Genomic DNA, 20,971 nt, shown 5'->3' with positions numbered 1-20,971 from the left:
CGCACGTCGATCATCTTCACAAGGAATCCGATATGTCCAGAATCGTTCGCTTTCATCGCATCGGCGGTCCCGAAGTCCTGCAGTTCGACGACATCGACGTGAGCGCGCCCCAAGCCGGCGAAGTGCAGATCCGCATGCGGGCCATCGGCCTCAATCGTGCCGAGGTGATGTACCGCAGCGGCGAATACGTGCATCCGCCGCGTTTCCCGGCCACGCTCGGCTACGAAGGCTCGGGCGTGGTCGAAGCCGTGGGCAGCGGCGTGAGCGGCTTCGCGGTCGGCGACGCCGTGAGCGTCGTGCCCGCGTTCTCGCTGCTCGACTACGGCATGTATGGCGAGCTCGTGAAAGCTCCCGCGCATGCCGTGGTGAAGAACCCCGCCGGCCTCTCGTTCGAGCAGGCCGCCGCCACGTGGATGATGTACGGCACCGCCTGGGGCGCGCTGATCGAATTGGGCGGGCTGAAGCAAGGCGAAGCGGTGCTGATAGGCGCCGCATCGAGCAGCGTGGGACTCGCCGCGATCGAGATCGCCAATGCGGTGGGCGCCGTGCCCATCGCGCTCACGCGCAGCGACAAGAAGCGCGACGCCCTGTTGCGGGCCGGCGCGAAACACGTGATCGCGAGCGGCGGCCCCGCGTTGACGAAGCAGGTGCTCGAATTGACGGGCGGCACGGGCGCGCGCATCGCGTTCGATCCCGTGGGCGGCCCCGAATCGGCGCATCAACTGGGCGCGCTCGCGCAGCATGGCACGTACTTCCAGTACGGCACGCTCGACATGCGCGACTTGAGCGTGCCCGCGATGGATCTGCTCGGCCGCCGCCTCACCGTGCGCGGCTACCAGATCTTCGAAATCACGCTCGATGCCGCGCGCCTCGAACGCGCCAAACGCTTCATTACCGAAGGGCTCGCCTCGGGTGCGCTGAAGCCGGCCATCGACCGCACGTTCCCGTTCGATCGCATCGCCGACGCGCACCGCTACATGGAGTCGGGCGAGCAGGTCGGCAAGATCGTCGTTACGGTTTAACGGCGGGTTTAACGGCAGATTTAACGGCGGCGCGTGCCTTCGCGAGCACGTCGAGGTTGCCCTCGCCGAAGCCGTGATGGCCGTTGCGCTGCACCACTTCGAAGAAAATCTCGCCGGGGCGGCGCTTCACGAAGGTCTGGAAAAATAGGCGCGGCACGCCGTCCGCGCCTATTTCGCCGTCGATCAGGACGTGGCGCTCGCGCAGCGCGTCCAGATCGACGCCATGGCCCGGCAGGCGCGCATCGACCGACTCGTAATAAGCGGCGGGCGGCTCGACGAACTCCACGCCGTTGGCCTTCAGCGCGTCGATGCAGGGCACGATGTCGTCGGTCGCGAGCGCGATATGCTGCACGCCCTCGCCCGGATGATCGGGCAGATAGTCGTGCATAAGCTCGGTGCGGCGCGTGCCCTCCTCGTAGACGGGAATGCGGATCTCGCCATCGGGCGACACCATCACGCGCGACTCCTGCGCCACGTGCCAGTTCGCATTGATCTCGTGGATCTCGCGGAAATGCAGCAGGTCGCGATAAAAATCGAGCCATTCGCCGATACGCCCCGCGCCCACCGTCTGCGTGAGGTGATCGACGCGCTTCAGGCCCGTGCCGCCGTGTTCGAGATCGGCCTGCGCGGTGGCGACGTCGATGGGCCGAAAGTCGATGTCGAAAATCGAGATGTCGCCCACGCCGCCGCGCTGGCCGCCACGGCCGCGCCAGCGGTCGACGAAATAGATGTGCGAGTCGCCGATGCCCTGAATGGCCGGAATCCGGAGCTCGCCCGCGCCCAGGCGCTCGCCTTCGAACGCCCACGCGCCCAGCCGCAGCGCATGCTCGAACGCGCGCCGCGCGTTGTCCACGCGCACGCCGATCGCGCAGATCCCCATGCCGTATTCCTCGGCATAGCGCGCGGCAAACGAATCGGGCTCGGCGTTGACGAGGAAATTCATCTGGCCCTGACGATAGAGCGTGACGTTCTTGCTCACATGGCGCGCGATGGCCTTGAAACCGAGTCGGGCGAGCTGCGCCTCGAGCACCGCGGGCTCGGGCGCGGCGAATTCGACGAACTCGAGACCGGCCATGCCCAGCGGATTGGCTTGATCCGGCGCGGCGGAACGGGAGTTGGACGACATGCGGAAGGCTCCTGGAACGGACGAACAAAGGCAACGCCAATTTTAACCAGATCGTACACAACGCCCAAGGCGGAGGTCCGGGATACCCCTCCGCCGGACTTGGTGCTAACCCGAGAAACGATCGATAATCGCACAGTTTCGGGCGATTAACGCGCAGCGCGTGCGCCCAACGCATTGCCCGGACGCGCACGCGGTCCTATGCTCCGTCTCACCGTCGCGGCACCCCAGGCAAGCGGCTTTGCATGAGACCAGCGTAAGGAGACACCTCATGACCCCCACCCTCGACACCACGCGCGCCGCCGAACCGGCCAACGCCAGCCGCTCGCGCAGCCAGGCGAGAAAGGCCGCGCTCGGCAGCTTCGTTGGCGCCGTCGTCGACTGGTACGACTTTCTGCTCTACGGCATCGTCGCCGCGCTCGTTTTCAACTCGGCATTCTTTCCCGACATCGGCCGCAACATGGGCACGCTCGCGGCGTTCGCCACCTTCGGCGTGGGCTTCCTGTTCCGGCCGCTCGGCGGCGTGGTGTTCGGCCACTACGGCGACCGGCTCGGACGCAAGCGCATGCTCGTGCTGACCGTCATGATGATGGGCCTCTCCACCATGGCGATCGGCTTCCTGCCCACCTTCGCCTCGATCGGCTGGTGGGCGCCCGTGCTGCTCGTGCTGATGCGCGCGATCCAGGGCTTCGCGGTGGGCGGCGAATGGGGCGGCGCAGCGCTGATGGCCGTGGAGAGCGCGCCCACCGGCAAGAAAGCGTTCTACAGCAGCGGCGTGCAGGTGGGCTACGGCGTGGGCCTCGTGCTCGCGACGGGCATCGTCACGCTCCTGAGCCATCTGCTCGGCGACGCGGCGTTTCGTTCCTGGGGCTGGCGCCTGCCCTTCGTCTTCAGCGTGATGCTCGTGCTCGTAGGCCTGTGGGTGCGTTCGAGCATGGACGAGTCGCGCGAGTTCGTGGAGAAGGTCGAACACGGCCATCGCAAGCTCAAGATGCCGGTGCTCGAAGCGCTCACGCGTCATCCGCAAGCATTCCTCTATATCGTCGCGCTGCGGCTTGCCGAGCTCTTCACGATGTATATCGTGACCGCGTTCGCGCTCAGCTATTCGACCACCAACCTCGGTCTCTCGCGCGATCTGTTTCTCGGCATCGGTCTCTTCGTCGGCGCGCTCTCCTGCGTGACCATCCCCTGCTTCGCATGGCTCGCCGACCGCCTCGGCCTGCGCCGTATCTATCTGATCGGCGCGCTGATCGGCCTCGCGAGCGCCGTGCCGTTCTTCCTCGCGCTCGAAGCGCGCTCGACCGTGTGGATCGTGATCTTCTCGGTGGCGCTCGCCAATCTCGCGCACGACATGGTGGTGAGCGTGCAGCAGCCGCTCTTCACCGAGCTGTTCGGCGCCGAATACCGCTATAGCGGCGCGGGCGTGGGCTATCAGTTCGCGAGCGTCGTGGGCGGCGGCTTCACGCCGTTCATCGCCGTGGCGCTGGTGGGCATCGGCGCCGGCTCGTGGCATCTGGTGGCCGCGTATCTTGCCATCGGCTGCCTGATCTCGTTGATCGTGGCCGCGCGCATGAAGCCCGCGCAAGCGTAGTCACGGCGCGCTCGTTCCACCGCTTTGTAATCGAGGCCGGGCACATGCCCGGCCTTTGTGCTCGCTACTCATGAAACCCACGCCGCTTGCATGAAAACCACCTCCCTTGCCAGGCGCGACTGGATTGCCGGACTCGAGAAAGGCCTCGCGATTCTGGAGGCTTTCGACAATCAGCATGCGCGCATGACCGCGACCCAGGCCGCGGAGCGCACCGGACTCTCGCGCACCGCCGCGCGGCGCTATTTGCTGACGCTCGAATCGCTCGGCTATGTCTATACCGATGGGCGGCTGTTCGGGCTGACTCCGCGCGTGCTGCGCGTGGGCTGGTCGTACTTCGATTCGGCGCGCCTGCCGCGTACCGTGCAGCCGTATCTGCAGCAATTGAGCGCGACGCTCAACGAGTCGGCCTATGTGAGCGTGCTCGACGGCTGGGACCTCGTGGTGATCGCGCGCAATGGCGTCTCGCGTGTGATGACCACGGGCTTCGTGCTGGGCGCGCGCGTGCCCGCGCCGCTGATCTCGCCGGGAGTGGTGCTGCTCGCGTATCAGGAGGATCAGCAGGCGGTTTCCGCATGGCTCGATACGGTCGAGCTCGCGCCGTTCACGCCGCATACGATCACGAGCGCGACGCGGCTGCGCGAAAAGATCGTACGTGCGCGCGCCGATGGGTATGCGCTCATCGAGCAGCAATTGCAGGTGGGCGTGCGTGGGGTGGCCGTGCCGCTACGCAATCGCAGCGGCGAAGTGGTTGCCGCGCTCAGCACCAATATGTCGATCGGCAATGAAGACGCCGAGGCCGCGGTCAAGCGCGTGCTTCCGCATTTGCAGGAGACGGCGCTGGCGATGTTGAATGTTTTGTGAGGAATCCAAAGAAAGGACGGCACTCATCCGCCCACCCTCGCCTCCCCCACGATCCAGTCATGAAACAAGCGCATGGCCGGCGACATCGCGCGCGACTGCAGCCATGTGAGCCAATAACTGCCGGTCGGCACCTCGACCTCGAACGGCCGCACCAGCAAGCCCGCCTGCAACTCGCGCGCGAACATGCGCGCGGGCGCGAGCGCCACGCCCGCGCCCTGCATGGCGGCCTCGGCCATCAGCCGCGACGAATCGAAGATCGGCCCGCTCACGGTCCACGGTTCGAGCCCGGCCGCCTCGAACCAGCGCAGCCATTCGTCGGTGCGATAGGAGCGCAACAAGGTCTCCTTCGCCAGATCGACGGGCATTGAGAGCCGCCGCGCGATCTCGGGCGCGCAGAGCACGGCGAGCGGCGCATCGAGCAGCCGCGTGTTCTCGGTGGCGGCCCACTTGCCGTCGCCGAAGCGGATCGCGAAATCGAGGCCCTCGCTCGCGAGGTCGACGAGATTGTTGTTCGTGAGCAGGCGCAGCTCCACGAACGGATGCGCCTCGCGAAACGACTTGAGCCGCGGCATCAGCCAGCCAATCGCGAAGGTCCCCACCACGCCCACCGTCAAGACTTCATGCAGGCGGCCGCCCTCGCACTGCTTGAGCACAGCCTCGATGCGGCCGAACGCGTCGCTGAGCACGGGCAAGAGCGCGCGCGCCTCGTCGGTCATGCCGAGCCCGCGCGGCAGCCGCCGGAACAGCGGCACGCCGAGCCATTCTTCGAGCATGCGCACTTGCTGGCTGACCGCCGCCTGCGTGACTTTCAGTTCGAGGCCCGCGCGCGTGAAGCTCAGATGGCGCGCCGACGCCTCGAAGGCTCTCAGCGCGTGCAGGGGTAAATGGGGGCGCATAGGCGACCTATAAGTTTAGCTTTTGGCAGAGCCAAATTATCGTCGCTTGTCGTGGGTCCGGCAACGCACCACAATCCCGGCACGCATCACGCTTTTCGGCCTGTGAGCCCATTGCTACGCCGTTTTTGGCGTGCCTGCGCCTTCCACGAAACTCATTCGGAACCTGATCGAAGTCAGCGACATGAAAATCAAGATAAAACTCTTTCTGATGACACTCATGTGCGCGGCGGCCACCGCCAGCGCCGCGCAGCCCGACATGAAAGCCACCGTGGATGCCGCCATCGCCCCGTTGCAGGCGAAATACGGCGTTCCGGGCGTGGCAGTGGGCATCACCGTGGACGGCAAGCATGCCTTCTACAACTACGGCGTGGCATCGAAGGCCACGGGCGCGCCGGTCGACGGTCAAACGCTGTTCGAGGTCGGCTCGTTCACCAAGACGATCACGGCCACGCTGGCCTGCCATGCGCAGACGATCGGCAAGCTCTCGTTTTCCGCGCCCGCGAGCCAGTACGTGAGCGCGCTGCGCGGCAGCCAGTTCGATCACGTGAGCGTGCTCAATCTCGGCACCCATACGTCCGGCCTGCCGCTCTTCGTGCCGGACAGCGTCACCAACGACGCGCAGATGATGGCCTGGTTCCGCAACTGGCAACCGCCGAGCCCGATCGGCACGCAGCGCGTGTATTCGAATCTCGGCATCGGCCTGCTGGGGCGCGCCGCCGCCCAAAGCCTGGGCGAGCCGTTTCGCGATGCCGTGCAGAAGGACCTGCTGCCCACTTTCGGCATGACGCAGTCGTGGCTCGACGTGCCCGCGTCCAGCATGCCGCACTATGCGCAGGGCTATGACAAGCACGACGCGCCCACGCGTATGCATCCCGGCGAACTGGCCGACGAGGCCTACGGTCTGCGCACGACCTCGGGCGACGTCGTGCGCTATCTCGACGCCAACATGGGTCTCGCGCCGCTCGACGCGGCGTGGCAACGCGCGATCGCCTGCGCGCACACGGGCTATTACACGACGGGCGCCTTCACGCAGGACCTGGTCTGGGAGCAATATCCGTGGCCGGTCGCGCTGCCGACGCTCCTGCGCGGCAACAGCCCCGACGCGATCCTCAAGGGCATGCCCGCGCAGGCGCTCACGCCGCCGCTGCCGCCTCAAGCCGATGCGCTGCTGAACAAGACCGGCTCGACCAACGGCTTTTCGACCTACGCGGCGTTCATCCCGGCGAAGCGGATCGGCGTGGTGATACTCGCCAACAAGGCCTATCCGACCGAGGCGCGCGTGAACGCCGCCTACGCGATCCTCGAAGCGCTCGCGAACGCGGGGCACTGACACGCGGACAAACCCATGGCCTCGGGCGACGAGGCCATGGCGATCGGCGAAATCGATGAGCCCGATCCATCGGCTAAGATACGGGCCCCACGTATTCAATCAAACCCACGGAGTGTTTTCAGTGATCCAGCCAGGTAACGCATTCAAGGACAATCTCGCGCAACTGCCCGCCATCGACGGCATCGAGCGCATCGATCTCGTGAACGGCCAGGGCGCGGTGGTGGCCACCATCGAGAACAAGCCGGGCAAGCAGGGCTCGCTCGCGGTCTATCACTACCTGAAGCAAGCCTTCGGCGCGCTCGACGCGAAGGCGGCCGAGCATGGCCTCGCCGTGTTCGCGGAGCACACCGCCGACGCGCGCAACCGCCCCGGCGCGCATCCGAACGTCGACCGCCTGCTCGAGATCGCGGCGGGCGGCGAGGCGCTGCGCATCGACGTCGTCGCCGCGGCCTGAGGTCGACAGCCTGGGCATCGCGCCCCAGGCAACGGGGCGCGAGCAACGAGCGACGGGCGCCGCCGGACAGTGGATAAATCCAAATTTCCAGAAAAATACGTTAAAAATAACTGGATAAAAATCAATACGATTGCACAAACCACTGGTCAGCGCCATTAACCCCCGTCAGCAGGATTGCTCATGCCGCGCCCGATTTCCGTCCGCATCCATCCCGAAGCCGTCCGCCACAATCTGCAGACCGCGCAGCAAAGCGCCTCGGGCGCGCGCGTCTGGGCCGTCGTCAAGGCCAACGCCTATGGTCACGGCATCGAGCGCATTTATCCGGCGCTGGCCGGCGCCGACGGCATTGCATTGCTCGACCTCGACGAGGCCGTACGCGTGCGCGAGCTCGGCTGGACGAAGCCCATCCTGCTGCTCGAAGGCGTGTTCGATTCCGCCGACGTCGCCACCGCCGTCGCGCACCGGCTGACCGTGGCCGTGCATGGCGACGAGCAGCTCGCGCTGCTCGCGGCGGCCCGCACGCCGCAGCCGATCGACATCCAGTTGAAGATGAACTCGGGCATGAACCGCCTCGGCTACCGGCCCGACGCTTATCGCGCGGCCTGGGAGCGCGCCCGCGCGACGCCGACGATCGGCGCGATCGGCCTCATGACGCACTTCGCGAACGCCGACGACGGCGCCATCGACTGGCAGCTCGACCGTTTCGACGCCGCCACGCAAGGCATGCCCGGCGAGCGCTCGCTCTCGAATTCGGCGGCGGTGCTCTGGCATCCGCGCGCGCATCGCGACTGGGTGCGTCCCGGCACGATCCTCTACGGCGCGTCGCCCACGGGCGCGGCGCGGCATATCGAAGGCATCGGGCTGCGTGCAGCGATGACGCTCGCGAGCCGGATTATCGGCGTGCAGACGCTGGTGCCGCAGGAGACGGTGGGCTACGGCCGCACTTACGCGGTCGAACGGCCGATGCGCATCGGCGTGGTGGCGTGCGGCTATGCCGACGGCTATCCGCGTCATGCGCCGACGGGCACGCCCATCGTCGTCGATGGCGTGCGCACGCGCGTGGTCGGACGCGTCTCGATGGACATGCTGACCGTCGATCTCACGCCCTGCCCGAATGCGGGCATTGGCTCGCAAGTGGAGCTGTGGGGCGAGAACGTGAAGGTCGATGAGGTGGCCGAAGCGTCGGGCACGATCGGCTATGAGCTGATGTGCGCCGTTGCGCGGCGCGTGCCGGTGGAAGTGGCCGTCGATAGCGTGGCAGCGGCACGGCAACGCGAGACCGCCGAGTGCGTGACGGCCTGAACGGGCCTGAACGCTATAGCCTGCGCCTGAAATGGCGTTGGTGCGCTGTCGCCACTGCGCCAACGCGCCATCGTCCATCACGCCAACGCCGTAGAACCCCTCACTCGGGGAACTCGACGCCCATCTCGGCGAGCACTTCGCGCGCGCTGCGAAACGCCTCGCTGGCGGCGGGCGCGCCCGCGTAGATCGCGCTGTGCAGCAGCACCTCACGAATTTCGACGACGCTCGCGCCGTTGTTGATCGCCCCGCGCACGTGCCCCTTGAGCTCGGTGCTGCGCCCGAGCGCCGCGAGCATCGCGCAGGTGCACAGGCTGCGCGTCTTCAGATCGAGACCATCGCGCAACCAGGTGCTGCCCCATGCGTGCTCGTTGAGCCATTCTTGCAGCGGACGCGTAAAGCCATCCATCGAACCCATCGCGCGCTCGACGAACGCCTCGCCCATCACTTGCGTGCGCCGCGCCTTGCCCGCTTCGGCGCCGCTCATGGGCGCGCCGCCCGTTGGGTTCGCCGCTTCCCTATCCTTAGGATCACTCATGATGCCCTCACAATTTTCCGGTTGATCGAGATGATGCCAGGACACACGACGCACGCCATGCGCCCACCCTGAAAAGGATTCCTAAGCGGAATAAGGCCCCTCCGGTCCATTGCGCAACGTCCGCGCAAGCCGCTCCAGCGCGTCGCGCAAAGCCTCCGGGCTGCGCGCGCCGCCGAGACTCAGCCGCACCGCATGCGGCGCGGAGCCCCGGCCGATCACGAAGCTGTCCGCCGTTTTCAGGTGCACGCCCGCCTGGCGCAGCGCCGCGGCAAATTCGGCGGCGCGCCACGGCTCGGCGAGCGGCAGCCACAGATGCGGGCTCGCGGGGTCCGTGCGCCAGGGCCAGTCCGCGAGCACTTCGGCGGCAATCGCGTGGCGCACGTCCACTTGCGCGCGCTGCTGCGCGACCAGCCGGTCGACGTCGCCGTTCACGATCCAGCGCGCCGCAATCTCGGCGCAGAGCGGCGAGGTCATCCAGCAATCGCTGCGGATCACGGCCAGAATCTTCCCGACCCAATCCTGCGGCGCCTGCACATAGCCGATGCGCAGGCCTGGCGCGAGCGCCTTCGACAGACTGCTGATGACGATGCCGTGCTCGGGCAGCCGCGCGGCCAGCGGCGTGGGCGGCGCGTCGAGCAGCGCGGCCGGCACAAGGTCTTCGATCACGACGAGATTGTGGCGCACGGCAATCTCGGCGATGGCCGCGCGGCGGGCCTCGGAGAGCGTCGCCGTGGTCGGATTGTGCAGCGTCGGCACGCAAAAGAGCGCGCGCGGCGCGAGCAGTGCGCACGCGCGTTCGAGCGCGGCGGGCACGAGCCCCTCCTCGTCGATTTCGATGCCCACGAGATTGAGCCGCAATTGCCGCGCGAGCGCGACGATGCCGGGGTAGCTCAATGCCTCGGCAAAAATGGTGTCGCCGGGGCGCAGCACCGCGCGCAACACGCACGCAAGCCCATGCTGCGCGCCCTGCGTCACAAGCACGCGCTCCGCGGGCACCGCGCAGCCCATGCGCGCGAGCCAGCGCGCCCCGGCCTCGCGATGCGAGCGGCGCCCGCCCTCGGGCTGATAGAGCAGCAGGTCGCCGGCGAGGCGCTCGTCGGCGGCCAGCTCGCGCAGGGTCTGCGTGAGCAGTTGCGCCTCGTCGGTCGGGATCGGCACGTTCTGGCCGAGATCGAACGTCCGTGCCGCGACGGTGGTTGCCGGTGGGGCGCCCGGCGTCGCCGGTGCGCCTGCCAAGGCCGGCTCCGTCTGTGCCGGCGCCGGACGCGTGCGCGCGGGCAAGCGGACCGAGAGGCGCGCGCCGTCGGCGTCCGGCTCGGCCACGTAGGTGCCGTCGCCCACGCGCGCCACCACCATGCCGCAGCGCTCCAGCTCCGCATAGGCGCGGCTCACGGTGCCCGTCGTCACGTTGAGCTTCTTCGCCAGCAACCGGTGCGCAGGCAGTTTCTCGCCAGGCAGCATCTGCCCGCCGTCGATGGCCTGCGCATACACGTATGCAATCGCGCGATATTTCGGTTCGTTGCGCGGCAAAGCGGGCAAGGTGGGCATCCAGCCATTCATGGTGTTTTCCCGAGGGTCGACGCGCGCCATGCGCCTGCACGGCAGCGGCGTCATTATCGCGCCCAATTCGCGGAATTGAATGCTGTCATTTACTTCAATTGACTTCATTGAGTGCTACAAACTGACCCTCTAGGATGCCGTAACGCCTGAACAGGCCAAGGAGACAATCGCCGCCCGCGCCCCGCTTTTCGCGCGCCGGGCGGCGCCATACGCGCCATGACAAACCGCATCGCCCGCATCACGGTCAGCCAGCACCGTCTGCCGCTCGACCCGCCCTTTCCGGCCTCGTGGGATAGCCGCCCGAGACGCGCCTTTCCCGCGACCATCGTGCGTGTGGAGGACACCGAAGGACGTGTCGGCATCGGCTCGGGCGACGCCATGTACGGCTTCGACGATTATCGCGACCTCTTCATCGGCGCCGATCCGCTCGATCTCGCACGGCACTCCGCCGTGCTCGACAACCTCAGCTTCCACGCGGGCCGCCTGTGGCCGCTCGATGTCGCGCTCTGGGACCTGGCCGGCAAGATTCTCGGCCAGCCGTGCTGGCAGATGGCGGGCGGCCGTTCGAGCCGGGTGCGTGCGTATGCGTCCTCGGGCGTGCATCGCTCGCTCGACGGCATGGCGCGCTGGGCCGAGCACGCCGTGGCGCGCGGCTTTCCGGCGCTCAAGGTGCGCTTCGGGCGCGCGAGTCTCGCCGACGATCTCGCCGCGCTCGCCACCGTGCGCGAAGCCGCGGGCGAGAAGATCGAACTGATGGTGGACTGCAACCAGGGCTGGCGCATGCCCTGGGACACCCAGACGCCGTGGCGCGCCGACGAAGCCCTCGCCGTCATTCGTCAGATCGAACGCCATCGCGTGTACTGGGTCGAGGAGCCGCTGCATCGCGGCGACTACGAGGGCCACGCATGGCTGCGCAAGCAGACCGAAGTGCTCATCGCGGGCGGCGAGATGACGCGCGAAGCGCACGAGTTCGCGACGCTGCTCGCCCACGATTGCCTCGATGTCTATCAGCCCGATGTCGTCTGCACGCTCGGCATGGAGGGCGCACGGCGGCTCGCCGCGCAGATCGAGGCACGCGGCAAGGTGTTCACGCCGCATACGTGGGGCAACGGCATCGGCCTCGCCGCGAACCTGCACGTGGTGGCGGGCGCCGCGCACGCGCCCTTCGTCGAGTTTCCCTACGACCCGCCCGAGTGGACGCCCGCGCGGCGCGATTTCGCGCTCACGCAGGCCATCGAACCCGACGCGCAGGGCTGGATCGAGCTCGGCGCGGCGCCTGGGCTCGGCATCGAATTGAACGAAGCCGTACTCGCCGCCACGCGCGCCACCGACAGCCGCTACGACTGAGGCCCGCGCCAGGCAAACTGAAGCACCCCGGACGCCTCCGTTCCCTACACGCGCAGGCGCCGGAACAGCGTCGGTTCTCGACGACGCACGACGACACATTGACAAGCATTCCGAAGTATTCCAAGTAATTCCAGGTACACAAGGAGACACGCAATGAAACGGATTACCTCCCTGATTCGCGCGGCCTGCATCGCCGCGCCGCTCGCCGTGGCCGCGCTTCCCGCGCATGCCGCCGGCACCTGGTGCAGCGCGGGCAAGCCGGTGCGCTTCGCCGGCATCACCTGGGAAAGCGGCAACTTCACGAGCGAAGTGCTGCGCTACATCGTCAAGAACGGCTATGGCTGCCAGACCGATACCGTTCCGGGCAGCACGGCGGCCACGGAAACGGCGCTCTCGCGCGACGACCTCCAGGTATGGGCCGAGCAATGGACGGGCCGCTCGGAGATCATCGCGGGCGCGGTCAAGGCGGGCACGGTGAAGCTCGTGGGCGACACGCTGCCGGGCGGCACGAAGGAAGGCTGGTATGTGCCCGACTACGTGGTGCACGGCGACGCGAAGCGCGGCATCAAGCCGAGCGCGCCCGACCTGCAATCGGTGAGCGACCTGCCCAAATACAAGGCGCTCTTCACCGACGACGAGGAACCGGACCGCGGCCGCTTCCTGAACTGCCCCTCGGGCTGGGACTGCGAACGCGTGAATACGCGTCTGCTAAAGCTGCTCAAGCTCGACGACACCTATACGAATTTCCGCCCCGGCACGGGCGCGGCGCTCGACGCGGCTATTTCGTCAGCGTATGCGCGCGGCAAGCCGATTCTCACCTACTACTGGGAACCGGCGGCGCTGATGGCGAAATACAAGTTCGTACAACTCAAGATGCCGCCGTTCAACGATGCCTGCTGGAAGACGCTGCGCGACCCGAACAGCACGCAGCCCTGCGCGTCGTCCTACCTGGTCTCGCATCTGAAGATCGGCGTGGCCACGCCGTTCTACCAGGCGGAGCCCGACGTGATGGCGTTCTTCTCGAAGGTGAGCTTCCCCATCGAGTTCCTGAACACGACGATTCTCGACATGACCGAGCATAAAGTCGACGCACCGACGGAAGCGCTCAAGTTCCTCAAGGAGCACCCGGAGATGTGGAAGACGTGGGTGCCCGCCGATGTCGCGGCAAAGGTGCAGAAGTCGCTTGGCGCCTAACCGGACCCAGCGCGGAAAGATTCAAAAAAACCATCGATAAAGGAGACATTCAGTGAAGAAGAAACTTCTCGCGGCGCTGCCGCTCGCGCTCGCCGCGGCGCTCGCCCATGCGCAAAGCAGCGTGACGCTGTACGGTATCGTCGATCTCGGCGTCGACTATGCCAACAACGTGGTCAACGGTGCGAACGGCAACCTCGTGCCGGGCACCGGCGGCCACCTGTTCCAGATGCAAAGCGGCGTGCCCGCGGGCAGCCGCTGGGGCCTGCGCGGCACCGAGGACCTGGGCGGCGGCCTCTCGGCCATCTTCCGCCTCGAAAGCGGTTTCAACGCGGCCACGGGCGCCGCGGGCGGCGGCCTCGCCTTCTCGCGCAACGCCTACGTGGGCCTGAAATCGGAGCAATACGGCCAGCTCACGTTCGGCAAGCAGTGGGACGCGACCGTCGACCTGATCGAGCCTTATTCGCTCAACGGCAACTACGGCGGCTGGTACTTCGCACACCCGAACGACATGGACAACATGGACAACGGGTTCCCGGTCAACAACGCCGTGAAGTACATCAGCCCCGTAATCGCAGGCTTCCAGTTCGAAGGCCACTACTCGTTCGGCGGAGAAGCGGGCCAGTTCTCGAACAACGCCTCGTACAGCGCGGCGGCGGCCTACACGGTCGGCTCATTCAGCGCGGGCGTGGGCTATCTGCGCGTGAACAATCCGCTCACGGCGGTGGCGGGCTACGGCAGCGGCGGCAGCTTCGTGAACGCCGTGTACGGCGATGCGCTCGCCAACGCGCGCTATCAGGGCATTCTCTCTGCGGGCGCGTCGTATGCGCTCGGCAGCCTCAAGCTGATGGCCAACTACACGAACGTGGACTTCTCCTCGGGCAACGGCAGCCATGACCTGCACTACCAGAACTACGAGTTCTCCGGCACCTATGCCGTGACGCCGGCGTTCACCGTGGGCGCGGGCTATACGTTCACGGACGGCCTCGACCACGCCACCGACGAATCGCCGAAGTACCATCAGGTCAACCTGATCGCGCAGTACGCGCTCTCCAGGCGCACCTCGGTCTACGCGATGGGTTCGTACCAGCACGCGGCGGGCTCGGCGGAAAACGCGCAAATCACGGGCTTCAATCCGTCCAGCACGCAAAATCAGGTGGTCAGCCGCGTGGGCATCACGCACGTGTTCTAACCCGCTGTCGTTCAGCATGGCGCCGGCATCCGCCGGCGTCTTCTTGCATCCAGAGGTTGCAGCATGCGCCGCCTTCCTTCTCTTTCGGCACTGCGCTCATTCGAAGAAGCCAGCCGGACCCTCAGCTTTACGAAGGCGGCGCAGAACCTGCACGTCACGCAAGGCGCGATCAGCCGGCAGATTCGCCTGCTCGAAGACTATCTCGGCACGCCGCTCTTCATGCGGCATCATCACCGGCTCGAGATCACCGCGGCGGGCAAGCGCCTGCTGCCCACGCTGCAGGCCGCGTTCGACAGCATCGCCCACACGCTCGACACGATCCGCGCCGATCCATCGAACAGCCTGCTCACCCTGAACGCCGCGCCCACGCTCGCCACGCGCTGGCTCACGCCGCGCCTGCGCGACTTCCAGGCGCGTCATCCGGACCTGCGCATCTCCATCACCAACGAATACGGGCCGCTGCACGGCAGCGAGCGCAACGAGGATTGCCAGATCCGCTTCGGCATGGAGCCGCTGCCCGGCGGACAAAGCACGCTGCTCATGCGCGAGCGTCATGTGCTCGTGGGCGCGGCGCGCGAATTCGACGGACCGCCCAGCGATGAAGACGCACTGCGCGCGCTCCTCGCGGAGCATCCGTGGCTCTATATTCTCGACATCGACCGCCGGCTGCTCGTGTGGGAAGCGTGGCTCGAAGCCGCGAAGCTCGACGTGGAAATGGCGCCGCGCGGCGAGATGGAGTTCAGCACGCTCGATCAGGTCATTCATGCGGCGGTGGCCGGGCTTGGTATTGCCGTCGCGGACCGGCACATGATCGAGCAGGAACTGGCGAACGGGACGCTCGTGCTGCTGAGCGAGATCGAGGTGGATGGGCCCGCGGGGTATTGGCTCGATGTCAGGCCCGAAGTGCAGGAGACGCTGCGCGTGAGGAATTTCAGTAGCTGGCTGCTTGAGTGTCACGCGGTGGGGTGCCGCTGACGCGACCGGCCGCCCTACGCTCATCGCGCCCACGCAATAATGCGCCTCGCTTGACGCACCTCGCCTGGGCCGCCTGGCAAAACGTTTCGATTATTGCGATTTCGAATATTTCGATTTAGAATCGCGGTATTGAGCCAGGAGTCCCCTATGAACACCACGATGCACCCTACGCCACTCCCGTCAGAGCAGGAGGCCGAACTCGCCCGCGCGTCGGGACGGGATCTGTCAGTCGTGCTGTCGAGCCGTGCCGAAACCCAGCAGTTCGACTTCAAGGACGACAGGGGCGAGACGCGCACCGTCACGCTGCCGACGTCGTTCGTCCGTCTGATGGTCGAGGCGCTCGCGGAGATCGGGCAAGGCAACGCGGTATCGCTGATTCCGATCCATGCCGAACTAACGTCACAAGAAGCAGCGGACGTTCTCAATGTTTCGCGCCCGTATTTGATCCAGCTACTCGACAAGGGCGAAATCCCCTACCGGAAGGTGAATACGCACCGGCGCATCCGCTACGACGACGTACTCGCTTACAAGAATCGCGTCGATGCCGACCGTCGTGCGGCACTGGAAGAACTTTCGGCGCTCCATCAGGAAATGGGATTGGAGTAAATGGCATCGAGCTTCACGGTGGTCTATGACGCGTGCATTCTCTATCCGGCTGCATTGCGCAACCTGTTCATGCATCTGGCGCTCATCGACCTGTACCGTGCCCGGTGGACCGATGCCATCCATGACGAATGGACACGCAACCTGATTGCGGACCGCCCCGATCTCGACCCCGACCTGATCTATCGCACCCGCGACCTGATGGACAGGCACGTACGCGACGCGAAAGTGTCGCGGTACGAGCACCTGATACCGGCGGTCGATCTACCCGATCCCGCCGACGCCCACGTCGTAGCCGCAGCGATTCACTGCCACGCTTCGACCATCGTCACGCTCAATCTCAGGGACTTTCCTGTCGGCATCCTGAGCAAATTCGAGATTGAGGCGCAGCACCCGGACGATTTCGTCGTCGGCCAGTTCGGCCTGAATCAATTGCCGGTCTTGAAAGCGATGGCGGACCATCGTCGCTCGCTGCGCAAACCGCCGAAATCAGCCGACGCCTACCTCGATACCCTCGCGGCGCACGGCCTGACGCAAACTGTTTCGATTGTCAGGCCGTACGCGGCCGCGATCTGAGATCCGCCGGCCGGATCACCCCAACCCGCCCATCATCATGTACTTCGTTTCGAGGTACTCATCAAGTCCGTACTTCGACCCTTCGCGCCCGAGCCCCGACTCCTTCACGCCACCAAAAGGCGCGACCTCGGTCGAGATAATCCCTTCATTGATACCAACCATCCCGCTTTCCAGCGCACCCGCGACGCGCCACACCCGGCCAATATCGCGCGCATAAAAGTACGCGGAAAGCCCGAAGTCGGTATCGTTCGCGGCGCGGATCGCCTCTTCCTCGGTATCGAAGCGAAACACCGCGGCCACCGGCCCGAAGGTTTCCTCGTTTGCGAGCATCATGCCGCCGTGCGCGCCGGTAATCACGGTCGGCTCATAGAACGTCCCGCCGAGCGCATGCCGCTCGCCGCCGCACACGATGGCGCCGCCCTTCTCGCGCGCATCGCTCACGTGCGCCTCGACCTTGCGCAGCGCGGCGGCGTTGATGAGCGGCCCTTGCGTCGCGCCCGGCTCCATGCCGTTCGCCACGTGCAGCTTGCGCACGGCCGCCACGAGTTTCTCGACGAACGCATCGTGCACGCCCGACTGCACGTAGAAGCGGTTCACGCAGACGCAGGTCTGCCCCGTGTTGCGGAACTTCGAGGCCATCGCGCCTTCCACGGCGGCGTCGAGATCGGCGTCGTCGAACACGATGAACGGCGCGTTGCCGCCCAGTTCGAGCGAGACCTTCTTCACGCTGTCCGCGGCGGCGCGCATGAGCAGCTTGCCCACGCGCGTCGATCCCGTGAACGAGATCTTGCGCACGGCCTTCGAGGCCATCAGCGTATCGCCGATCGCCGGTGCGTCGCCGGACAACACGTTGAACACGCCGCGTGGAATGCCCGCTTCCTCGGCCAGCACGGCCAGCGCGTACGCGGAAAGCGGCGTCTCCTCGGACGGCTTGAGCACCATCGTGCAGCCCGCCGCGAGCGCCGGGCCCGCCTTGCGCGTAACCATCGCGAGCGGAAAATTCCACGGCGTGATCGCGCCGACCACGCCCACCGGCTCCTTCGTCACGACGATGCGCGCGCCCGGCTTCGGCGCGGGAATCAGATCGCCATAGGCGCGCCGCGCTTCTTCGGCGAACCACGTGAGGAAGCTCGCCGCATAGGCCACCTCGCCGAGCGCCTCCGCATACGGCTTGCCCTGCTCCGCGGTCATGATGCGCGCGAGGTCTTCGCGATGCGCGAGCATCAGTTCGCCCCAGCGGCGCACCTTCGCGCCGCGCTCGGCGGCCGTGGCATCGCGCCATGCGGGAAACGCCTGGGTCGCCGCGGCCACGGCCTGCAGCGTTTCGCGCGCACCGGCGCGCGCGACTTGCGCGAGCGCCGCGCCGCTGGCCGGATCGAACACTGTGTAGGTCGCGTCGCTCGCGACCCACTCCCCGTCGATGAAACTCGACGTGCGCCACAGGCGCGCTTCAGTGAGGCCGCCGATCATGCCGCGATCTCCAGGCGGCGCGCCGCGCGCGGCACGCGCGGAATGCGCGCGCTCACGTAGTCGTTGATCACGTCGCACGGCGTGTAGTTGCGATCGAGTTCGTAGAGTTCGCTGGCATCGAGCTGCATGTCGAGCGCCGCGAGCGCGCTATCGAACTGCGCGACCGTGTCGGCGCCCACCAGCATCGACGTCACACCCGGGCGGCTCAGCACCCATGCCTGCGCGATCTGCGCGCACGAAACGCCGCGCGCGTCGGCGACCTCGGCCACCGAGCGCGCGATCTCGCGCGAGGCTTCGTCGTCGTACATCTGCACGGTGAAGAAGTCGGTCTGGTTGCGCACCGACTTCGCATCGCCCGAGAGCAGGCCGCGCGCGAGCGGGCTGAACACCGAAACGCCCACGCCCTGGTCCTGGCAGAACGGAATCATCTCGCGCTCTTCCTCGCGGTACGCGCAATTCAGTTGCAGTTGCATATTGATCGGGCGTGCGAAGTTATAGCGCTCGCAGGCCTGCAGGATCTTCGCGAACTGCCACGTGAACATGGTCGAGACGCCGATATAGCGCGCCTTGCCCGCACGCACGATGTCGTTGAGCGCGTCCATGGTTTCCTCGACGGGCGTGTTCACGTCGAAGTAGTGGAGCATGTAGACATCGACGTAATCGGTTTGCAGACGCCGCAGCGAACCGTCGATGCCATCCATGATGTGCTTGCGCGAATGGCCCTGGTTATTGACGCCGTTGCCGATCGGATAGCCGACCTTGGTCGTGAGCACGAGCTCGTCGCGCTTCGCGATGCGCCGCACGATGCGTCCGACCACTTCCTCGCCCACGCCCGTCGAATAAAAATCCGCGAGGTCGATGAAATTCACGCCCGCTTCGAGCGCGCGGCGCACGATCGGCTCGCTCTGCTCTTCGTTGTAGATCCACGGCTTCCAGTCGGGCGTGCCCATGTTCATCGTGCCGAGGCACAGGCGCGACACCTTCAGGCCCGAGCGGCCGAGTTGCACGTATTGCATCGTAGTCACCTGATAACGGTAGTGGCGGCTCAGGCCGCGCGGGCCTTGGGCGTGTAGAACGGATTGCTGATCTGGTCTTTGATCTTCGCCACGTCGTCGAGCTTGGGCAGCCCGTTCATCGCCGCGCGGATCGCGGTCTTGCAGGCCACGTAGTTGTTCTCGTAGACAGCGTCGAGGTCGTCGCACGACCAGTTCACCCAGTTCGCCGTGACGATGCACCATTCGTTCTCGGCTTCGGGCGGCAGCGTGCCGTCGAGCATGGCCTCGGTCACGGCCTTCGCAATCGCGGCCTGGGAGGCGCCCCAGGTGGCGTTGCCGTGCAGATCGCCGCGAATGTCGGCCTTGTTCACGTAGAGCGTGGCCGGCTTGACCGGCACGTTGGGCTGCGCCACCACCATGAAGGGCACGTGGCCCTGCGACGGCGACGAAAGGCTGTTCGTGAACGCCTGCCCCACCGGGCCGCTGCGCGGGCCGATCATGATGTTGATGTGGGCGGCATTGACGCCGGGGCCTGCAAAACCCTCACCGATATAGACTTCCATGGCTTTCATACTGCGTCTCCCATATTGCTGGTTTGCTGGTTGCGTTTGTGCATCGCAGCGCGGCTCGCCGTATCTGTTGTCCCTGGCGTTCCGCTACTGCGCGTCGGGAATGAATTGCAGCACGCGCCAATCGCGCTTGAAAGCTATGAAATCTCATGGGGGCATGACGCGGATTCATCGGCATGAGAACAGGTAATGCTTCGATGACTTTTCGTTGCTTCGCAACCCAAAATGCTGCCGTTAGACTCTGTTCGCAGCGATGCAGAATCGCTTCGAAAACAGGGCCCGCGCACCGGCGCAGAGGCCGAAACAAACGGAGGAGACACGACATGAGGCGTATCACGCGCTCCGGCGCACATTGGGGTGTCCGGCTGGCCGCCGCGCTCACGTTCACCTGTGCCGCGACGAGCAGCTTCGCCGCGCCTGGCTGGTGCGAATCGGGCAAGACCGTGAAGCTCGCGCAGATCACCTGGGAAAGCGGCGCGCTGATGACCGAAATGGTCCGCACGGTGCTGGAAAAAGGCTATGGCTGCAAAACCGAAGTCGTGCCCGGCGCCACGGCCGCCACTGAAACCGCGCTCGCCAGCAACGACCTCCAGGTGTGGGCCGAGCACTGGACGGGCCGCAGCCCGATCGTCGCGCGCGCGCTCAAGGACGGCAGCGTGAAGCTCGTGGGCGAGCTGATCCCGGGCGGCGACAAGGAAGGCTGGTACGTGCCCGACTACGTCATCAACGGCGACGCGAAGCGCGGCATCAAACCTCTCGCACCGCAGCTGCGCTCGATCTCGCAGTTGCCGCAATACAAGGACCTGTTCGCCGACGACGAGGAACCCGGCAAGGGCCGCTTCTACAACTGCCCGGCGGGCTGGGATTGCGAGCGCTTCAACAACCGGCTGCTTTCGGCCTACAAGCTCGGCGACGACTACACGAACTTCCGCCCCGGCACCGGCGGCGCGCTCGACGCGGCCATCGCCTCGGCCTACGAGCGCGGCAAGCCCATCCTCTTCTACTACTGGCAGCCGGCCGGCTTGATGGCGAAGTATCACTTCGTGCAACTGCAAGGCGCGCCCTACTCCGACGCCTGCTGGAACACCATCGCCGACCCGAAGGGCACGCCGTGCGCCTCGGCGTTCAAGGTCTCGCATCTGAAGATTGCCGTGTCGACGCCGTTCTACGACACCGCTCCCGCCGCCGTGGCCTTCTTCGAAAAGGTGAGCCTGCCGCTCACGCTCGACGAACAAATGGTGCAGCAGATGCACGACAAGAAGCTCGACGCCTCCACGGTCGCGCGCAGCTTCTTCGAGCAGCACCCCGAAATCTGGAAGCAATGGGTCACGCCGGACGTCGCCGCGCGCGTACAAGCCGGTCTGCATAGCTAAATAACG

At 66.2% G+C, this 20,971-nt stretch carries 20 protein-coding genes; 13 read left to right on the top strand and 7 right to left on the bottom strand.

Annotation, left to right across the window (positions count from 1 at the left end):
- The first annotated feature begins 32 nt into the window (after positions 1-32).
- A complete protein-coding gene (locus tag U5775_RS08815; RefSeq protein WP_322057749.1) occupies positions 33-1,022 on the top strand; it encodes a zinc-dependent alcohol dehydrogenase family protein in 990 nt (329 codons plus the stop codon).
- Here the strand turns inward: U5775_RS08815 and U5775_RS08810 are convergent.
- On the bottom strand, positions 1,012-2,148 hold the full coding sequence (locus tag U5775_RS08810) for a 4-hydroxyphenylpyruvate dioxygenase family protein (protein ID WP_322057748.1): 1,137 nt from the start codon (positions 2,146-2,148) through the stop codon (positions 1,012-1,014). The two genes, U5775_RS08815 and U5775_RS08810, sit on opposite strands and share 11 nt — an antisense overlap.
- Before the next feature lie 268 nt (positions 2,149-2,416).
- Between U5775_RS08810 and shiA the strand changes: the two genes are divergently transcribed.
- The gene (gene shiA / locus U5775_RS08805; RefSeq protein WP_322057747.1) at positions 2,417-3,736 is read left to right on the top strand and encodes a shikimate transporter; all 1,320 of its coding nucleotides are present in this window, start codon (positions 2,417-2,419) and stop codon (positions 3,734-3,736) included.
- Between the two features lie 90 nt (positions 3,737-3,826).
- Positions 3,827-4,597 carry an IclR family transcriptional regulator domain-containing protein gene (locus tag U5775_RS08800; protein WP_322057746.1) on the top strand — a complete coding sequence of 257 codons (771 nt, stop codon included), beginning with the start codon at positions 3,827-3,829 and terminating at the stop codon, positions 4,595-4,597.
- A gap of 23 nt (positions 4,598-4,620) precedes the next feature.
- Here U5775_RS08800 and U5775_RS08795 read toward each other — a convergent pair whose 3' ends face one another.
- Positions 4,621-5,493 carry a LysR family transcriptional regulator gene (locus U5775_RS08795; RefSeq protein ID WP_322057745.1) on the bottom strand — a complete coding sequence of 291 codons (873 nt, stop codon included), beginning with the start codon at positions 5,491-5,493 and terminating at the stop codon, positions 4,621-4,623.
- 181 nt (positions 5,494-5,674) lie between these two features.
- Here U5775_RS08795 and ampC point away from each other — a divergent pair, with 181 nt between their 5' ends.
- The 3 genes from ampC (at position 5,675) to alr (ending at position 8,579) form a co-directional block, all read left to right on the top strand.
- Positions 5,675-6,823, top strand: a complete 1,149-nt coding sequence (ampC, locus tag U5775_RS08790) for a class C beta-lactamase (protein WP_322057744.1) — start codon at positions 5,675-5,677, stop codon at positions 6,821-6,823.
- Between the two features lie 121 nt (positions 6,824-6,944).
- Positions 6,945-7,277 (top strand): DUF2322 family protein, encoded by a 333-nt coding sequence (locus U5775_RS08785; RefSeq protein WP_322057743.1) that lies wholly within the window; start codon positions 6,945-6,947, stop codon positions 7,275-7,277.
- Between the two features lie 180 nt (positions 7,278-7,457).
- On the top strand, positions 7,458-8,579 hold the full coding sequence (alr, locus tag U5775_RS08780; protein ID WP_322057742.1) for an alanine racemase: 1,122 nt from the start codon (positions 7,458-7,460) through the stop codon (positions 8,577-8,579).
- Between the two features lie 100 nt (positions 8,580-8,679).
- Here alr and U5775_RS08775 read toward each other — a convergent pair whose 3' ends face one another.
- Positions 8,680-9,063, bottom strand: a complete 384-nt coding sequence (locus U5775_RS08775) for a carboxymuconolactone decarboxylase family protein (protein WP_322057936.1) — start codon at positions 9,061-9,063, stop codon at positions 8,680-8,682.
- A gap of 132 nt (positions 9,064-9,195) precedes the next feature.
- The gene (locus U5775_RS08770; RefSeq protein ID WP_322057741.1) at positions 9,196-10,674 is read right to left on the bottom strand and encodes a PLP-dependent aminotransferase family protein; all 1,479 of its coding nucleotides are present in this window, start codon (positions 10,672-10,674) and stop codon (positions 9,196-9,198) included.
- A gap of 216 nt (positions 10,675-10,890) precedes the next feature.
- Between U5775_RS08770 and U5775_RS08765 the strand changes: the two genes are divergently transcribed.
- The 6 genes from U5775_RS08765 (at position 10,891) to U5775_RS08740 (ending at position 16,558) form a co-directional block, all read left to right on the top strand.
- Positions 10,891-12,021 (top strand): mandelate racemase/muconate lactonizing enzyme family protein, encoded by a 1,131-nt coding sequence (locus U5775_RS08765; protein ID WP_322057740.1) that lies wholly within the window; start codon positions 10,891-10,893, stop codon positions 12,019-12,021.
- 153 nt (positions 12,022-12,174) lie between these two features.
- Positions 12,175-13,215 carry an ABC transporter substrate-binding protein gene (locus U5775_RS08760; protein ID WP_322057739.1) on the top strand — a complete coding sequence of 347 codons (1,041 nt, stop codon included), beginning with the start codon at positions 12,175-12,177 and terminating at the stop codon, positions 13,213-13,215.
- A gap of 52 nt (positions 13,216-13,267) precedes the next feature.
- The gene (locus U5775_RS08755; RefSeq protein WP_322057738.1) at positions 13,268-14,404 is read left to right on the top strand and encodes a porin; all 1,137 of its coding nucleotides are present in this window, start codon (positions 13,268-13,270) and stop codon (positions 14,402-14,404) included.
- Positions 14,405-14,467: 63 nt separating this feature from the next.
- Complete coding sequence (locus tag U5775_RS08750; RefSeq protein WP_322057737.1) at positions 14,468-15,379, top strand: LysR substrate-binding domain-containing protein; 912 nt, start codon at positions 14,468-14,470, stop codon at positions 15,377-15,379.
- A 147-nt stretch (positions 15,380-15,526) separates the two neighbouring features.
- Entirely contained in the window at positions 15,527-15,985 is a 459-nt protein-coding gene (locus U5775_RS08745; RefSeq protein ID WP_322057736.1) for a helix-turn-helix domain-containing protein, read from the top strand.
- Positions 15,986-16,558 (top strand): PIN domain-containing protein, encoded by a 573-nt coding sequence (locus U5775_RS08740; protein ID WP_322057735.1) that lies wholly within the window; start codon positions 15,986-15,988, stop codon positions 16,556-16,558.
- A 15-nt stretch (positions 16,559-16,573) separates the two neighbouring features.
- Here the strand turns inward: U5775_RS08740 and U5775_RS08735 are convergent, their stop codons facing one another.
- The 3 genes from U5775_RS08735 to fae are packed head-to-tail and all read right to left on the bottom strand — an operon-like array spanning position 16,574 to position 19,595.
- A complete protein-coding gene (locus tag U5775_RS08735; protein WP_322057734.1) occupies positions 16,574-18,028 on the bottom strand; it encodes an NAD-dependent succinate-semialdehyde dehydrogenase in 1,455 nt (484 codons plus the stop codon).
- Positions 18,025-19,044 (bottom strand): aldo/keto reductase, encoded by a 1,020-nt coding sequence (locus U5775_RS08730; protein WP_322057733.1) that lies wholly within the window; start codon positions 19,042-19,044, stop codon positions 18,025-18,027. The genes U5775_RS08735 and U5775_RS08730 overlap by 4 nt, the downstream gene beginning before the upstream one ends.
- Before the next feature lie 29 nt (positions 19,045-19,073).
- Positions 19,074-19,595, bottom strand: a complete 522-nt coding sequence (gene fae / locus U5775_RS08725; protein ID WP_322057732.1) for a formaldehyde-activating enzyme — start codon at positions 19,593-19,595, stop codon at positions 19,074-19,076.
- Positions 19,596-19,915: 320 nt separating this feature from the next.
- Here fae and U5775_RS08720 point away from each other — a divergent pair, with 320 nt between their 5' ends.
- Positions 19,916-20,965, top strand: a complete 1,050-nt coding sequence (locus U5775_RS08720; RefSeq protein WP_322057731.1) for an ABC transporter substrate-binding protein — start codon at positions 19,916-19,918, stop codon at positions 20,963-20,965.
- Positions 20,966-20,971: the final 6 nt, after the last annotated feature.

The organism is Paraburkholderia sp. J63 (assembly GCF_905220245.1).
Classification (GTDB): domain Bacteria; phylum Pseudomonadota; class Gammaproteobacteria; order Burkholderiales; family Burkholderiaceae; genus Paraburkholderia.
Note: the sequence above shows the minus strand (reverse complement) of the source record. Positions and strands in the feature narration are given on the sequence as shown.

Excerpts from the sequence above, each read along its gene's own strand:
- U5775_RS08815 (WP_322057749.1), top strand. The coding sequence starts at position 33 with ATGTCCAGAATCGTTCGCTTTCATCGCATCGGCGGTCCCGAAGTCCTG.
- U5775_RS08810 (WP_322057748.1), bottom strand. The coding sequence starts at position 2,148 with ATGTCGTCCAACTCCCGTTCCGCCGCGCCGGATCAAGCCAATCCGCTG.
- shiA (WP_322057747.1), top strand. The coding sequence starts at position 2,417 with ATGACCCCCACCCTCGACACCACGCGCGCCGCCGAACCGGCCAACGCC.
- U5775_RS08800 (WP_322057746.1), top strand. The coding sequence starts at position 3,827 with ATGAAAACCACCTCCCTTGCCAGGCGCGACTGGATTGCCGGACTCGAG.
- U5775_RS08795 (WP_322057745.1), bottom strand. The coding sequence starts at position 5,493 with ATGCGCCCCCATTTACCCCTGCACGCGCTGAGAGCCTTCGAGGCGTCG.
- ampC (WP_322057744.1), top strand. The coding sequence starts at position 5,675 with ATGAAAATCAAGATAAAACTCTTTCTGATGACACTCATGTGCGCGGCG.
- alr (WP_322057742.1), top strand. The coding sequence starts at position 7,458 with ATGCCGCGCCCGATTTCCGTCCGCATCCATCCCGAAGCCGTCCGCCAC.
- U5775_RS08775 (WP_322057936.1), bottom strand. The coding sequence starts at position 9,063 with ATGAGCGGCGCCGAAGCGGGCAAGGCGCGGCGCACGCAAGTGATGGGC.
- U5775_RS08770 (WP_322057741.1), bottom strand. The coding sequence starts at position 10,674 with ATGAATGGCTGGATGCCCACCTTGCCCGCTTTGCCGCGCAACGAACCG.
- U5775_RS08765 (WP_322057740.1), top strand. The coding sequence starts at position 10,891 with ATGACAAACCGCATCGCCCGCATCACGGTCAGCCAGCACCGTCTGCCG.
- U5775_RS08760 (WP_322057739.1), top strand. The coding sequence starts at position 12,175 with ATGAAACGGATTACCTCCCTGATTCGCGCGGCCTGCATCGCCGCGCCG.
- U5775_RS08750 (WP_322057737.1), top strand. The coding sequence starts at position 14,468 with ATGCGCCGCCTTCCTTCTCTTTCGGCACTGCGCTCATTCGAAGAAGCC.
- U5775_RS08745 (WP_322057736.1), top strand. The coding sequence starts at position 15,527 with ATGAACACCACGATGCACCCTACGCCACTCCCGTCAGAGCAGGAGGCC.
- U5775_RS08740 (WP_322057735.1), top strand. The coding sequence starts at position 15,986 with ATGGCATCGAGCTTCACGGTGGTCTATGACGCGTGCATTCTCTATCCG.
- U5775_RS08735 (WP_322057734.1), bottom strand. The coding sequence starts at position 18,028 with ATGATCGGCGGCCTCACTGAAGCGCGCCTGTGGCGCACGTCGAGTTTC.
- U5775_RS08730 (WP_322057733.1), bottom strand. The coding sequence starts at position 19,044 with ATGCAATACGTGCAACTCGGCCGCTCGGGCCTGAAGGTGTCGCGCCTG.
- fae (WP_322057732.1), bottom strand. The coding sequence starts at position 19,595 with ATGAAAGCCATGGAAGTCTATATCGGTGAGGGTTTTGCAGGCCCCGGC.
- U5775_RS08720 (WP_322057731.1), top strand. The coding sequence starts at position 19,916 with ATGAGGCGTATCACGCGCTCCGGCGCACATTGGGGTGTCCGGCTGGCC.